This window comes from Blastococcus sp. SYSU DS0510 (genome assembly GCF_054050835.1).
Genome location: NZ_JBJHAC010000012.1, coordinates 75,462 through 89,232, shown reverse-complemented (window position 1 = coordinate 89,232; position 13,771 = coordinate 75,462). Strand labels below are relative to the sequence as shown.

Here is a 13,771-nt window from a genome sequence, read left to right as displayed (position 1 = left end):
CGCCTCAGCTCACGCCGGGTCGGCCGGCCCTGCCCCACCGCCTCGTCGACCGAGGTCTCGCCGCCGGTGCGGCCGCCGCCCGGGCGGGCGGGGTCGTCGCCCACGCTGGCGTGCGAGCCCTCGTCGATCAGGCCTGCCGCTGCAGCACGAAGTCGTAGCGCGACTCCAGCCACGGCACGTCGATCGAGCCGCCGTCGGGTGTGCTGCCCGGCTCCCGCTCCTCGAACGCCGTCACCAGCTCCTGCTTGGTGCCGAACACGACGTCGCTGTCCAGGTAGGGCGCCCCCTCCTGGAACAGGTGGGTGATCAGCGGCTCGAAGCCCGGCACGTTGATCAGGAAGTGGATGTGCGCCGGCCGGAAGTGGCTGATCTCGGTCCGGGCGACGAGGTCACCGACCGGCCCGTCCATCGGGATGGTGTAGCCCAGCGGCGCGATGGTGCGCAGGCAGTACTCGCCGTCCTCCCCGGTCGTGTACTTCGCCCGCAGCCGGGCCTCGTCGATGTCGGGGATCTGCGACTCGTAGGCACCCTCGGTGTCCGCCTGCCAGACGTCGAGCACCGCCCCGGCCACCGGGGCGCCGTCGAGGTCGGTCACCCGGCCGTGCAGGTACAGCGGCGTCCCCGGCAGCCCCTCGGACATGTCCTCGCCGTAGCCGAGCTCGGGCGAGCCCTCGATGTGGAAGGGCCCGAGCACGGTGGCCGGCGTCGCCCGCGGGTCCAGCCGGTGGTTCATCTGGACGACGAGCATCGACAGGCCCACCACGTCGGAGGCGAGGATGAACTCCTCCCGCTTCTCGCTGCTGATCTTCCCCGTGGCGGTCAGCCACTGGACGGCGGCCATCCACTCGTCCTCGGTCAGCCGCACCTCGCGGGCGAAGTCGTGCAGGTGCCGCACGAGGGCCGTCATGACCTCCGCCAGCCGCGGGTCGCGGGCGGTGGCCCAGCGCTCCACCGCGAGCTCGGTGATGTTCTCCTCGGTGACCAGGTCCACGACGGTCCTCCTGCCGTCCGGCGCGGCCGCTGACGGCCGCGCGGTTCCTCCCCCGCGCTTCCCGCGTGGGGCGTGCTCGTTCAGGGCGTCAGGACCAGCCGGACGCCGGGGTCCCCGGTCGCCTGCCGCCGCCACGCGGTGGCGACGTCGGCGAGGGGGACCTGCTCGTGGGCGACGGCGAGCCGGCCGGCCGCCGCCTCGCGCGCGACGGCGCCGACCGCCTCCGCCCGCTGCGCCGGGGTCAGCGCGTTGTTCGTGTAGCCGAGCACCGACGCGGACTTCCCGCGCAGCACGGCCGAGGAGAACTCCGCGGTGTCACCCGCGGCGCCGCCGAGGTTCACCAGGCGCCCGCCCGCGGAGAGCGCCCGGGCCGCCGCGGTCGCCGCCGCCCCGAAGACCGGGTCGACGACCAGGTCCAGCCGCCCGCCCGCCGCGTCGGCGAAGCGCCCCGCCAGCGCGTCGACGCCGGCGTCGAGCGCCACCACCGCGTCGGCGCCGGCGGCCAGCGCCCGCTCCCGGGCCGCCGCCGAGCGGGCCGCCGCCACGACGCGCCCGGCACCGAGCAGCCGCGCCGCGCCGACCGCGGCCTGCCCGACGGCCCCGCCGGCGCCGAGCACCAGCACGTGCTCACCCGGCCGCAGCCCGCCGCGCCAGGTCAGCGACATCCAGGCGGCGACGGCGGAGAGCCCGAGCGCGGCCAACGCGGCGTCGGGGACGTCGGCGTCGACCGGGACCAGGTCCTCGGGTGCCACCGCGCAGCGCTCCGCGAGGCTGCCGTCGCCGGGGGCCATGCCGGCGCTGGTGGCGAACCAGACCCGGGTGCCCGGCGCGGCACCGGGGCCGGTCTCGACCACGCCCACGCCCTGGACGCCCGGCACGTAGGGCACCGCGGGGCGCCCGAAGTAGGAGGTGCCCGAGGCGCACAGCAGGTCGAGGGGGACCAGCGGTGCGGCGGTCACGCGGACGACGGCCCGGTCGGCGCCCGGGCCGGGGTCGGGGTGCTCGCGCAGCTCCGGGGTCTCCCCCGGCGTGTGCAGGACGGCGGCGCGCACGGCCGGCCCCTCAGCCCAGCGGCCGCGCGCCGGGCAGGGGCGCGGGGACGTAGGGGTCGGGCGGCACCGGCCGGTTGTTGAGGTCGACGGAGAGGAAGACCTCCTCGGCCACCGGGTGCCGCAGCTCCTCGGCGAGCTGGCCGATCAGCCCGGCGGTGCGGGCCAGCAGCGCGAACCCCCGCAGCAGCTCCAGGGGCAGCCCGAGGTCGGCCAGCGCCGCTCCGCAGACGCCCGCGCCGTTGAGCGGCAGCCGCTTGCCGAGCACCTGCTCGTGCGTGCGGCCGATGGCGGCGAAGAGCTCCAGGTGCGGGCCGACCAGGCCCTCCTCGGCCGCGATCCCGAACAGCCGCGGCGTGCGCGGGTCGCCCTGCTTGTGCACGTGGTGGCCCAGCCCCGGCACGAACCGGCCGGCGGCCCGCTGGGCGGTCACCGTCTCGAGGGCGAGCGCGTCCCAGCCGGCGTCGTCGGCGGGCAGGTCGCCGTCCACGGAGGTGAGGACGTCGTGCAGGAAGCGGCCGCAGTCCTCGGTGACGCCGAGGAAGCGCGACCCGCCACCGAGCAGCCCGGCGGCGAGGGCGCCCTGGATCGAGTCGGGGGCCGAGAGGTAGGTGAGCCGGGTGACGATCGCGGTCGGCGTGAACCCGTGGTCGGCGAGCGCGGCGAGCACCGCCTCGAACACGCGGGTCTCCCCCGGCGTCGGCCGCCGCTGGGTGGCCAGCCAGAAGGCCAGCTCCCCGAAGCCCACGCTGCCCATGACGTCGCGGGCGAGGTCCGTGCCCAGGAGCGTGATCGACTCCAGGCTGGAGGCGCCGAGCGCCGTCGGGTACCGCGGGCGCTCGGCGGTCACGGGGCCCCCTCCTCGGTCGAGAGCCAGCGCCGGATCTCCGCGCCGTGCTCGTCCAGCCGCGGCGGCGGCAGCCGGTAGGCCGCCGGCGTCTCGGAGAAGGTGATCGGGTTGCGCACCGTGGGCACCGCGGCCGCTCCCTCCCCCACCCGGACGACCGGGTCCAGGCCGACCTCCTGCGCGAACGCCACGCCCTGGTCGATCGTGTTGATCGGCCCGCACGGCACGCCGGCGCCGATGATGTCGCGGAACCACTCCTGCTTGCTCCGGGTGCGCAGCCGCTCCACCAGCAGCGGGCGCAGCTCCTCCCGGTGGGCGGTGCGGTCCTCGTTGCGGCTGAAGCGCGGGTCGTCCGCGAGCTCGGGGATGCCGAGCACCTCGACCAGCCGGCGGAACTGGCCGTTGTTGCCGGCGGTGATGATCAGGTCGCCGTCGGCGCAGGGCAGCGGCTCGTAGGGGAACAGGCTCGGGTGGCTGTTGCCCATGCGGAAGGGCACCACGTCGCCCGCGACGTAGGCGCTCGTCTGGTTGACCAGGCCGGACAGCGCCGAGGAGAGCAGGTTCACCTCGATGTGCTGCCCGCGCCCGGTGGCGTGCCGGTGGTTGAGCGCCGACAGCACCCCGATGGTGGCGTGCAGGCCGGCCATGACGTCGAAGAGCGCCACCCCGGCGCGGTACGGGGAGCCGTCCGGGTCACCGGTGAGGCTCATGAAGCCCGAGATCGCCTGGACGATGAGGTCGTAGCCGGGCAGCGCGGCGCCCTCGGGGGCGCTGCCGAAGCCGCTGATGGAGGCGTAGACGACGCGAGGGTTGCCCGCCGCGACGGCGTCGTAGTCCAGACCGAAGCGGGCCAGCCCACCGGGCTTGAAGTTCTCCACGAGCACGTCGGCCCGCCGCGCCAGCTCACGCGCGGCCGCGAGGTCGCCCGGGTCCTTCAGGTCGAGGGCGACCGAGCGCTTGTTGCGGTTGGCGCCCATGTAGTACGTGGAGACGCCCTCGCGCACCGGCGGCTGCCAGGTGCGGGTGTCATCGCCGTGCGGGCCCTCGACCTTCACCACCTCGGCGCCGAGATCAGCGAGCAGCATCGTGGCGTACGGCCCGGCCAGGATGCGGGAGAAGTCGGCCACCAGCAGGCCGGCGAGGGGCCCCGCCGCCGCTCCCCCGGAGTCCTCGGCGTCAGCGCTCATCCGGGTCGCACACTCCTCGTCCTCGACGGCTGCGGACACCCGTCCGCATTCGGCGTCCGCAGTCTCCGACGGCCGTACCGGGCTGTCAACCGCTGCTCCGACGGCCCGCCGTGTCCACGTGACCCGGTTGACAGCTCCCGGTCCACAAGACATGGTGACGCAGGTCGCACAGGCTGTCCGCTCTACGGACGCCGGTCCGGCGACGCGACGACGACGTCCAGGAGGAGACGATGACCCACTCCGAGCCCGCTCCGGCGGCCGGTCGCCCGGTGGTGCTGCGCGGCGGGACCGTGCTCACCATGGACGAGACCTGCACCGTCCTGCCCGACGCGGACGTGCTGGTCGTCGACGACCGCATCGCCGCGGTGGGGCCGGCGCTGGAGGTCCCCGAGGGCACGCAGGAGATCGACGCCCGGGGCGGCATCGTCATGCCAGGGATGATCGACACCCACCGGCACATGTGGCAGACGGCGATGCGCGGCTACGGCGCCGACTGGACGCTGACCCAGTACTTCGTCTGGTACTACCTCGAGCACGGGCGGAAGTTCCGGCCCCAGGACGTCGCGGCGGGCAACCGCCTGTCGGCGCTGGAGGCGCTGGAGGCCGGCGTCACCACGACCGTCGACTGGTCGCACGGCCTGCAGTCGGTCGAGCACGCCGAGGCCGCCGTCGACGCCCTGCGCTCGGTGCCAGGCCGCTTCGTCCTGGCCTACGGCAACATCCAGGCCGCGCCGTGGGAGTGGACCGCCGACGCCGACGTCCGCGCCTTCCTCGAGCGCCAGCGCGACGCCGCCGACGACATGCTCGGCCTGCAGCTCGCCTTCGACGTCACCGGCGACCCCGCCTTCCCCGAGAAGGCCGCGTTCGAGGTGGCCCGCGAGCTCGGCCTGCCCGTCACCACGCACGCCGGCGTCTGGGGCGCCACCAACGACGACGGCATCCGGCTCATGCACGAGCACGGCTTCATGACGCCCGAGACGGTGTACGTGCACGCAGCCACCCTGACGCCTGACTCCTACCACCGCATCGCGGCCACCGGCGGCTCGATCTCGGTGTCGACGGAGTCCGAGCAGAGCGCCGGGCAGGGCTACCCGCCCACCTGGCAGGTGCGCTCGCACGGCATCCCCGTCTCGCTGTCGATGGACACCAGCGTGTGGTGGAGCGGTGACCTGTTCTCCGCCATGCGCACCACGCTGGGCGCGGACCGCTCCCGGGAGCACTTCGAGGCCCACCTCTCCGGCGACACCGTCACCCACCTCCAGCTGCGCGCCCAGGACGTCGTCCAGTGGGCCACCCGCGGCGGGGCGCTGGCGCTGGGCCGCGACGACCTGGGCACCCTCCAGCCGGGCAAGAAGGCCGACGTCGTGCTGATCAAGAACGACGCCTCGCCGGTCTCCTTCCCGCTGATCAACCCCTTCGGCCACGTGGCGTTCCAGGCGCAGCGCGGCGACGTGCACACCGTGCTGGTCGACGGCCGGGTCGTGAAGCACGCGCACCGCCTGGTCGACGTCGACCTGGCGGCCGCGCGCCGCGAGATCGACGAGACCGTGGGCCACCTGCGGAGCACCATGGGCGAGGAGGCCTGGATGTCGGGCATGTACCCGGACCTGCCCGACTCCCAGGTGCTCGACAACCCCTACCAGTACACCGACTACAAGTCCCACGGGACGCACGCCGCCCGGGAGCAGGTGTTCGAGGAGCACCTGGCCACCGAGCGGCCGGCCGGGTCCGTCACCGACCACTGAGAAGGGAACCCCTGCGCCCCGCCGCCCGCACGCTCGCGGCGGGGGGCAGGGGGCCGCGACCCGGGCACCGAGGAGAGGACGAGGGACATGGCAGGGCGCGGCAGCGGGCCCGACTTCGTCGAGGCGCTGGCACGGGGCCTCGACGTCCTCGCGTGCTTCGATCGCGACCACCCGGCCATGACGCTGTCGGAGGTGGCCGCGGCGGCGCAGCTCGCCCGCCCGACCGCGCGACGGCTGCTGCTGACCCTCGAGGAGCTGGGCTTCGTGCGCTCCTCCGGCGGGGCGTTCGCGCTCACGCCCAAGGTGCTCACCCTGGGCATGGCCTACGTCGGCGCCCTCGGGCTCTGGGACATCGCCCGCCCGCACCTGGAGGCGCTGGTCGCCCGCACCGGCGAGTCCTCCTCGATGGCCCAGCTCGACGGCTCGGACATCGTCTACGTGGCGCGGGTGTCGGTGCCCAAGCTGATCACGCTGCGGGTGGACATCGGCACCCGGTTCCCCGCGGCCCAGACCTCGCAGGGGAAGGTGCTGCTCGCCGCCCTGCCGCCGGACGAGCTGGCCGGCGTCCTCGCCGAGCCCAGCCGCGCGGGGCTGCCGCCGGTGATCGGCCGCACCGCCGAGCAGCTGCGGGCCGAGCTCACCGAGGTGCGCGCCCGCGGGTGGGCGCTCGCCGACGAGGAGCTGGCGCCCGGGGTGCGGTCGGTGGCGGTCCCCGTCCGGGACGGCGACGGCGTCGTCCGCGCGGCCATGAACGTCACCGTGCACGCCGCGGAGACCTCCACCGAGCGGCTGGTCGGCGAGCACCTGCCCCACCTGCTGCGCACCGCCGGCGACATCAGCGCCGAGTGGGCGCTGTGGCAGTCCCGCCCGCACGTGGAGCTCTCCCCCGGGCGGGCCACCGGCGCCACGGCCTGACCTCCCGCCACGATCAGGGTCCCTGATCGCCGGGCGTCCTCCCTCACCGCAGACCGTGAGGGAGGACCCCGCCAGGTGAGGGAGGACGAGCGGTGGCCGGGTGGTGAGCTGCTCCCCGCGGCGAGGCGGTGTGCCAGGGTGGCCGGCGTGACCGCCGTCCTCTCCATCCAGTCGCACGTCACCTACGGCCACGTCGGGAACAGCTCCGCCGTCTTCCCCCTCCAGCGCCTCGGCATCGAGGTCTGGCCCGTGCACACCGTCCAGTTCTCCAACCACACCGGCTACGGCCAGTGGACCGGCCGGGTCTACGACGGCCAGTCGATCGACGAGCTGGTGCAGGGCGTCGCCGACCGCGGGGTCCTCGGCAGCTGCGACGCGGTGCTCTCGGGCTACCTCGGCTCGGCCGACATCGGGCACGCCGTCGTCGGCGCGGTGGCGCGGGTGCGCGCGGCCAACCCGGCGGCCGCGTACTGCTGCGACCCGGTGATCGGCGACGTCGGCCGCGGCGTGTTCGTGCGCCCGGGCATCGAGGAGTTCATGCGGGAGGTCGCCGTCCCGGCCGCCGACCTGGTGACGCCCAACCACTACGAGCTGGACCTGCTCTCGGGCGCCACCACCCGGTCGCTCGACTCGGTGAAGGACGCCGTCGCCGCCGTGCAGGCGCTCGGGCCGCGGGTCGTGCTCACCACGTCACTGGTCGCCGAGGACACCCCCGGGGACGCCGTCGACCTGCTCGCCTCCGAGGGCGGCCGGCACTTCCGCGTGCGCACCCCGCGGCTGGGGGTCTCGGTCAACGGCGCCGGCGACGCGATCGCCGCGCTCTTCCTCGCCCACTGGCTGGCGACCCGTTCGGCGGCCGAGGCGCTCGGGCGCGCGGCGGCGTCGGTGTTCGGCCTGCTCCAGCGCACCGAGGACGCGCGCTCCCGGGAGATCCTGATGGTCGCCGCGCAGGACGAGTTCGTCTCCCCGAGCCGGACGTTCACGGTCGAGGAGGTCTGAGGACCCGGCACCGCGGGGTGACCGGGAGGCATCGACCCTCGACCGGGCATCCGGTGGTCTGGAACGTCGTGCACGGGCCAGTGCCTGGCCGGCCGCCGCCGGTCAGGGCTCCAGGACCGCGGCGATGCGGGTGATGGTGGCCTCCTCCACCGGCAGGTGCGGCAGCACGGACGGCACCTCCTCGGGCTCCAGCCCGGTGTCGCCGAGGGCGGCCAGCAGCAGGTCGGCCTCCTCAGGCGGCACCGGGACCGTGCAGCCGGAGTCCTCCAGCGCCGCGCGGGCGAGGAAGAGCGCGCCGGCCAGGGTCTCGTCGGGCACCGGTGCCGGCTCAGGGACGACGGCGGAGCGGGTGGCCGCCTCCGCCGCGCGCACCAGCGACAGGGGCAGCCCCTCGGCCTCGACCTCGATGAGCGGGACGTCGCGCAGCGCGGCGAGCACCAGGTGCTCGGCGTCGATGCGCAGCGGCGCCTCCCACCCGCCGGCCCGCACCACGTCGTCCACGTCGGCGGGGTCCTCACCCAGGTCGTCGGCGAGCTCGGCCCAGTCCGCCGGACGGGTCGCGCGGGCCCGCTCCCCGGCGAGCCGACAGGTCTCGGCGACGAAGGGCACCAGCACCTCGTCGTCGAACCGCTCGGCGACCAGCCGCCCGTCGGCGCCGACCATGTTGAGGGCGTCCTGGAAGCTGCCCGGCGCGGCGTCACCGAGGTCCACGCGGCCGTCCTCCTCGCCGCCGAGCAGCTGCCCGGTGGCCGCCCGCTCCCCCACCGTCAGCCCGCTGGGCGCCAACCGGCCACCGCGCCGGTGGTGGTGCGGCCGGTCGGAGAGCCCGACGGCCCACGCGCAGCTCTCGGCGATCAAGGCCGCGCCGCGCTCGCGCAGCACCTCGCGGGTCAGCAGCCCCATCCAGTCGACGTCGAACACGCCCACCACTGTGCCCCGCGAGCGCCCGTCCGCGCTCGCGACCCCGGTCATTCCGCGGCGGCGCCGGCGGTGCTGCCCTTGGCCTGCTCGCTGCTGGGCCCGCCGATCCACACGGTCTTGGCGTTCATGAACTCCCGCATGCCCAGCTCGGTGAGCTCCCGGCCGTAGCCGCTCTGCTTGATCCCGCCGAAGGGCAGCTCGGGGTAGCTGGCGGTCATCCCGTTGATGAACGCCATCCCCGAGGCGATGTCGCGCACGAACAGCGCCCGCTCCTCGGCGTCCTCGCTCCACAGGTTCGACCCCAGCCCGTACACGTGGGAGTTCGCCAGCTCGATCGCCTCCGCCAGCGAATCCACCGTGTACAACGCCGCCACCGGCCCGAACACCTCCTCCGAATGCACCCGCATCTCCGGGGTCACGTCGGCGAGCAGCGTCGGCTCGAAGAACCACCCCGGCCGGTCCACCCGCCGGCCACCGACCACCACCCGCGCGCCCTTGCTCCGCGCGTCCTCGACGTACTCCTCCACGTCGGCCAGCCCCGACTCGGTGGCCAACGGCCCCACCTGCGTCTCAGGATCCATCGGATCCCCCACCGTCAGCGCACCGATCTTCTCGGCGAACAGGCGGGTGAACTCCTCGGCCACCGCCCGGTGCACGAAGAACCGCTTCGCCGCGATGCAGGACTGCCCGTTGTTCTGGTTGCGCGCCGTGGTCGCCACCTCCGCGGCGGTGTCCAGGTGCGCCGAGGGCATCACGATGAACGGATCGGACCCACCCAGCTCCAACACCGTGGGCTTGAGCGCATCCCCGGCGATCGCCGCCACCGACTGCCCCGCCGGCCCGCTGCCGGTCAACGTCGCCGCCACCACCCGGTCATCACGCAGCACCCGCTCCACCGTGGAGGAGCCGATCAGCAGCGTCTGGAACACATCCGCCGGGAACCCCGCCCGCCGGAAGCACTCCTCCAGGTACAGCGCGGTCTGCGGCACGTTGCTGGCGTGCTTGAGCAACCCCACGTTCCCCGCCATCAACGCCGGCGCGGCGAACCGCATCGCCTGCCACAACGGAAAGTTCCACGGCATGACCGCCAGCACCACACCCAGCGGCTGGTGCACCACGAACGCCCGCTCCGCCCCCACCGCCGCCGCATCCTTCGGCTCGGGCTCCAGCATCGCCGGGCCGTGCTCGGCATACCAGCGCAACGCCTTCGCGCACTTGCCCACCTCCGCCTTCGCGGAAGCCAGCGTCTTGCCCATCTCGGTCGTCATCAGCTCGGCGACGGCGTCGGTGTCGGCGTCCAGCACCTCCGCCGCCGCCGACAGCCACCCCGCCCGCTGCTCCGGCGAGGTCAACCGGTAGCCCGCGAACGCCCGGGCCGCACGAGCCAGCTTCTCCTCCAACGCCTCCTCCCCCAACGGCTCGTAGGTCTTCAGCGTCTCGCCGGTCGCCGGGTTGATCGTCGCGATGGCCATGGTGTTCTCCCTCCTGGTGCGCCCTCACCTGCCCGGACGGGCCCGGTCGAAACGGGCGGCAGGCGGCCCGACCACCGTCCACCCGGCAGGCACCCGCGCTTCCGGAACCCCCGGATGCGCCTCCGGACCGGGGTGCGGGCTGACCACCCCGCCGCGCTGGCCTACCGTGGGAGCCCGAGCAGGACGGCCGGCGCGGAGAACTCAGGGGAACAGGTGAACTGGACGGCAGCGGGCGGTGCGGGCCACCCCCCGACGGCGGGCTTCGTCCACGACGCGCTGGTCTACGACTCCCTCGACGACCTCGTCGCCGTGGCCGCCCCCTTCCTGCGGGCGGGGCTGGACGCCGGTGAGGCCGCCGTGGTCGTCGCGTCGGGCCCGGCCACGACCGCGCTGCGGGAGGCGATCGACGACGAGCGGCTCGTGGTCCTCGACCGCACCGTGACCTACGGGCCGCGCACACCGGCGGCGATCACCAGCTTCCGCCGGCTGGCCGAGCAGCATCGGGCGGCCGGGGCGTCGCGGGTCCGGGTCCTCGGCGAGGTGGACCACGGCAGGACCCCGCGCGAGTGGCTGGAGTGGCAGCGCTACGACGCGGTCATCAACGAGGCGCTGCGCGGCTGGGACCTCTGGGGCGTCTGCGCGTTCGACACCCGGCGGCTGCCCGCGCCGGTGGTGGCCTCCGCGGCCTGCACGCACCCCCACGTGGTGGGCGCCCAGGGTCGTACGAGCAGCACGGAGTACACCGACCCGGCCGCCTACCTGCGCGGGCTGCCCGTGCCGGAGGAGCCGCTGGAGAGCACCCCGCCGCGGTTCGCCGCCGCCGACGTCGCCGACTTCATCGGCCTGCGGCACGCCGTCGGCGCGGAGCTCGCCGGCCTGGGGGCACCCGCCGACCTCGTCGAGGACTTCCTGCTCGCCGTCGACGAGATGACGTCCAACGCCGTCCGGCACGGGCTGCCCCCGGTCAGCCTGCGGCTGTGGACCGCACCCGACCGGCTCGTGTGCACCATCGCCGACGGCGGTCCGGGCTGGGACGACCCGTTCGCCGGGTACGGGCCGGCGCACGGGAACGACCTCTCCCGCGGCGGCATGGGCCTGTGGCTGGCCCGCCAGCTGTGCGACCACGTCGACATCTCCGGCGGGGCGCACCACCCGGGCGACGGCGGGGTCCGCGTCCGGCTCACGGCCCTGCTCCCCTGACCCCTCGCAGCGGCGGATTTCCGCCCAGTGGGGACGGCGGCCCCGCCGGGCGGTGGCGGCCCGCGATACTGGGGGCCGCAGCCGGCGACGATGGGAGCAGCGTGGTGGATCGGGCGCGTTCGGACCACGGACGGGGAACCGTCCCCGCAGAGCGGGAGGGCTGACGTGGACAAGGTCGTCCGCTCCGCCGAGGAGGCGGTCGCCGACATCACCGCCGGCGCCACGTTGGCCGTGGGTGGCTTCGGGCTGTGCGGTGTGCCGTACGCGTTGATCGACGCGCTGCTGGCCCAGGGCGCCGACCGGCTCACCACGATCTCCAACAACTGCGGGGTCGACGACCAGGCCCTCGGCGTCCTGCTCTACGCGGGCCGCATCCGCAAGACGATCAGCTCGTTCGTCGGCGGCAACAAGGAGCTGGCGCGGCTGTACCTCTCCGGTGAGCTCGAGGTCGAGCTCACCCCGCAGGGCACCCTCGCGGAGCGGCTGCGCGCCGGCGGCAGCGGCATCCCCGCCTTCTACACCCCCACCGGCGTCGGCACGCTCGTCGCCGAGGGCGGTATCCCCATCCGCTACGACGCCGAGGGCACCGTGGTGGAGGTCAGCCGCCCCAAGGAGGTGCGGGAGTTCGACGGCCGGCAGTACGTGCTGGAGACCGCGCTCACCGCCGACTTCGCGCTCGTCCACGCCGCCGTGGGCGACCGGCACGGCAACCTCGTCTTCCACGAGTCGGCCGCGAACTTCAACCCGCTGGCCGGCATGGCGGGCCGGATCACCGTCGCCGAGGTCGAGGAGCTCGTCGAGCCCGGCGAGATCACCCCCGAGCACGTCCACCTGCCCGGCGTCTTCGTCGACCGGGTCGTGGTCGTCGGCGCCGACCGCAAGCCGATCGAGCGGCGCACCACCCGTCCCCGCCCGGCGGGGGCCGACACCGCCGCCCCGACCGCCGCCGGTGACGAAGCCACCACCGAGGGAGCACGCTGATGGCCCTGACCCGTGAGCAGCTCGCCGCCCGCGTGGCCCTCGAGCTCGAGGACGGCCAGTACGTCAACCTGGGCATCGGCATGCCCACCCTCGTGCCGAACTACGTGCCCGAGGGCGTGCACGTCGTCCTCCACTCGGAGAACGGCGTCCTCGGCGTGGGGCCCTACCCCTTCGAGGGCGAGGAGGACCCCGACCTGATCAACGCCGGCAAGGAGACCGTCACCCTGCTCCCCGGGGCGAGCTTCTTCGACTCGGCGCTCTCCTTCGGCATGATCCGCGGCCAGCACCTGGACGTCGCCGTCCTGGGCGCCATGCAGGTCAACGCCCGCGGCGACCTCGCCAACTGGCTCATCCCGGGCAAGATGGTCAACGGGATGGGCGGCGCGATGGACCTCGTCCACGGCGCTCGGCGCGTGATCATCATGATGGAGCACGTCGCCCGCGACGGGTCGCCGAAGATCGTGCAGGAGTGCACGCTGCCGCTGACCGGCAAGGCCTGCGTCGACCGGATCGTCACCGACCTCGCCGTCCTCGAGGTCACCGCCGAGGGGCTGGTCCTGCGCGAGACGGCGCCCGGCGTCACCGTCGACGAGGTGGTCGCGGCCACCGGGGCCCCGCTCACCGTCGCCGACGACGTCCGCGAGATGCCGCTGCCGGCCACCGTCTGACCCGGGGGCGCCGGCCGCCGGCCGGCGCCCCCGGGTCAGGGCACCGGTCGCCCGCCGGGCCCGGTCGGGTCCGCAGCACGGTCCAGGGTGCGCGAGATGCCGCGGGCGGCCGCGCGCACCCCCGGGGTCAGGGTGCGGACGGCGGCCGGCGAGTTGCCGCGGACCACGATCGACAGCGCCGCCACGACGGTCCCGCGCACCTCGATCGGGGCGGCCACGGACACCGCGTCGGTGGTCACCTGCCGGTCGCTCACCGCCACGCCGGCGCGGCGCACCTCGGCGAGGACCCGGCGCAGCTGGCGGGGGTCGGTGACGGTGTGCGAGGTGTACCGGTGCAGCGGGCCGGCGAGCACCCGCTCCTGCACGTCGGCGGGGGCGTGCGCGAGCAGCACGAGCCCGACCCCGGTCGGCGGCAGCGGGAAGCGGCCGCCCACCTGAGTGAGGACGGCGACGGCGTTGCGTGCGGCGAACCGCTCGACGAAGACGACCTCCACGCCGTCCCGGACGGCCAGCTGCACGTTCTCGTGGGTCACCTCGTACAGGTCTTCCATGAACGGCAGCGCGGCCTCCCGCAGGCCCAGGCCGCGTGGCGCGAGCGCCCCCAGCTCCCAGACGCGCAGGCCCACCCGGTACCGGCCGTCGTCCGCCCGCTCGAGCGCACCCCACGCGCACAGCTCCCCCACCAGCCGGTGGGCGGTGGACAACGGCACACCGACGGCCCGGGAGATGTCCGACAGCGTCAGCGCCGGCCGGTCCCGGGAGAACGCGCCGAGGACGGCGAGCAGCTTCCCTCCGG

The 13,771-nt window shown here is 74.9% G+C and carries 13 protein-coding genes; 6 read left to right on the top strand and 7 right to left on the bottom strand.

Annotated elements, in window-relative coordinates:
- Positions 1-127 precede the first annotated feature (127 nt).
- The 4 genes from ACI79P_RS11685 to ACI79P_RS11670 form a co-directional block, all read right to left on the bottom strand.
- The gene (locus tag ACI79P_RS11685) at positions 128-991 is read right to left on the bottom strand and encodes a dioxygenase family protein (protein WP_456581214.1); all 864 of its coding nucleotides are present in this window, start codon (positions 989-991) and stop codon (positions 128-130) included.
- An 80-nt stretch (positions 992-1,071) separates the two neighbouring features.
- A complete protein-coding gene (locus tag ACI79P_RS11680; RefSeq protein ID WP_456581213.1) occupies positions 1,072-2,043 on the bottom strand; it encodes a zinc-binding dehydrogenase in 972 nt (323 codons plus the stop codon).
- 10 nt (positions 2,044-2,053) lie between these two features.
- Positions 2,054-2,890 carry a citryl-CoA lyase gene (locus ACI79P_RS11675; RefSeq protein ID WP_456581212.1) on the bottom strand — a complete coding sequence of 279 codons (837 nt, stop codon included), beginning with the start codon at positions 2,888-2,890 and terminating at the stop codon, positions 2,054-2,056.
- Positions 2,887-4,074: a CaiB/BaiF CoA transferase family protein gene (locus ACI79P_RS11670; RefSeq protein ID WP_456581211.1), complete on the bottom strand. Its 1,188-nt coding sequence runs from the start codon at positions 4,072-4,074 to the stop codon at positions 2,887-2,889. Before ACI79P_RS11670 ends, ACI79P_RS11675 begins: the two co-directional genes overlap by 4 nt.
- 230 nt (positions 4,075-4,304) lie before the next feature.
- Here ACI79P_RS11670 and ACI79P_RS11665 point away from each other — a divergent pair, with 230 nt between their 5' ends.
- The 3 genes from ACI79P_RS11665 to pdxY all read left to right on the top strand — a co-directional run bounded on the left by ACI79P_RS11665 (position 4,305) and on the right by pdxY (position 7,733).
- Entirely contained in the window at positions 4,305-5,819 is a 1,515-nt protein-coding gene (locus tag ACI79P_RS11665; RefSeq protein WP_456581210.1) for an amidohydrolase family protein, read from the top strand.
- An 87-nt stretch (positions 5,820-5,906) separates the two neighbouring features.
- Complete coding sequence (locus tag ACI79P_RS11660) at positions 5,907-6,734, top strand: IclR family transcriptional regulator domain-containing protein (protein WP_456581209.1); 828 nt, start codon at positions 5,907-5,909, stop codon at positions 6,732-6,734.
- Positions 6,735-6,881: 147 nt separating this feature from the next.
- Positions 6,882-7,733 carry a pyridoxal kinase PdxY gene (pdxY, locus tag ACI79P_RS11655; protein WP_456581208.1) on the top strand — a complete coding sequence of 284 codons (852 nt, stop codon included), beginning with the start codon at positions 6,882-6,884 and terminating at the stop codon, positions 7,731-7,733.
- A gap of 102 nt (positions 7,734-7,835) precedes the next feature.
- Here the strand turns inward: pdxY and ACI79P_RS11650 are convergent, their stop codons facing one another.
- A complete protein-coding gene (locus tag ACI79P_RS11650) occupies positions 7,836-8,654 on the bottom strand; it encodes a hypothetical protein (RefSeq protein ID WP_456581207.1) in 819 nt (272 codons plus the stop codon).
- A 47-nt stretch (positions 8,655-8,701) separates the two neighbouring features.
- Positions 8,702-10,126: an NADP-dependent succinic semialdehyde dehydrogenase gene (locus tag ACI79P_RS11645; RefSeq protein WP_456581206.1), complete on the bottom strand. Its 1,425-nt coding sequence runs from the start codon at positions 10,124-10,126 to the stop codon at positions 8,702-8,704.
- Positions 10,127-10,339: 213 nt separating this feature from the next.
- On the opposite strand from ACI79P_RS11645, the gene ACI79P_RS11640 reads away from it, so the two are divergent.
- From ACI79P_RS11640 to ACI79P_RS11630, 3 genes are all read left to right on the top strand, one after another.
- Positions 10,340-11,326 carry an anti-sigma factor RsbA family regulatory protein gene (locus ACI79P_RS11640; RefSeq protein WP_456581205.1) on the top strand — a complete coding sequence of 329 codons (987 nt, stop codon included), beginning with the start codon at positions 10,340-10,342 and terminating at the stop codon, positions 11,324-11,326.
- 165 nt (positions 11,327-11,491) lie between these two features.
- Positions 11,492-12,307 (top strand): CoA transferase subunit A, encoded by an 816-nt coding sequence (locus tag ACI79P_RS11635; protein ID WP_456581204.1) that lies wholly within the window; start codon positions 11,492-11,494, stop codon positions 12,305-12,307.
- Positions 12,307-12,975: a CoA transferase subunit B gene (locus ACI79P_RS11630; protein WP_456581203.1), complete on the top strand. Its 669-nt coding sequence runs from the start codon at positions 12,307-12,309 to the stop codon at positions 12,973-12,975. Before ACI79P_RS11635 ends, ACI79P_RS11630 begins: the two co-directional genes overlap by 1 nt.
- A gap of 35 nt (positions 12,976-13,010) precedes the next feature.
- Here the strand turns inward: ACI79P_RS11630 and ACI79P_RS11625 are convergent, their stop codons facing one another.
- Positions 13,011-13,760, bottom strand: coding sequence for an IclR family transcriptional regulator (locus ACI79P_RS11625; protein WP_456581268.1), 750 nt, complete (start codon positions 13,758-13,760; stop codon positions 13,011-13,013).
- Between the last annotated feature and the right edge of the window lie 11 nt (positions 13,761-13,771).

Bases quoted from the DNA above. Each gene is read 5' to 3' on its own strand.
- ACI79P_RS11670 (WP_456581211.1), bottom strand. From the start codon at position 4,074: ATGAGCGCTGACGCCGAGGACTCCGGGGGAGCGGCGGCGGGGCCCCTC.
- ACI79P_RS11645 (WP_456581206.1), bottom strand. From the start codon at position 10,126: ATGGCCATCGCGACGATCAACCCGGCGACCGGCGAGACGCTGAAGACC.
- ACI79P_RS11660 (WP_456581209.1), top strand. From the start codon at position 5,907: ATGGCAGGGCGCGGCAGCGGGCCCGACTTCGTCGAGGCGCTGGCACGG.
- ACI79P_RS11665 (WP_456581210.1), top strand. From the start codon at position 4,305: ATGACCCACTCCGAGCCCGCTCCGGCGGCCGGTCGCCCGGTGGTGCTG.
- ACI79P_RS11630 (WP_456581203.1), top strand. From the start codon at position 12,307: ATGGCCCTGACCCGTGAGCAGCTCGCCGCCCGCGTGGCCCTCGAGCTC.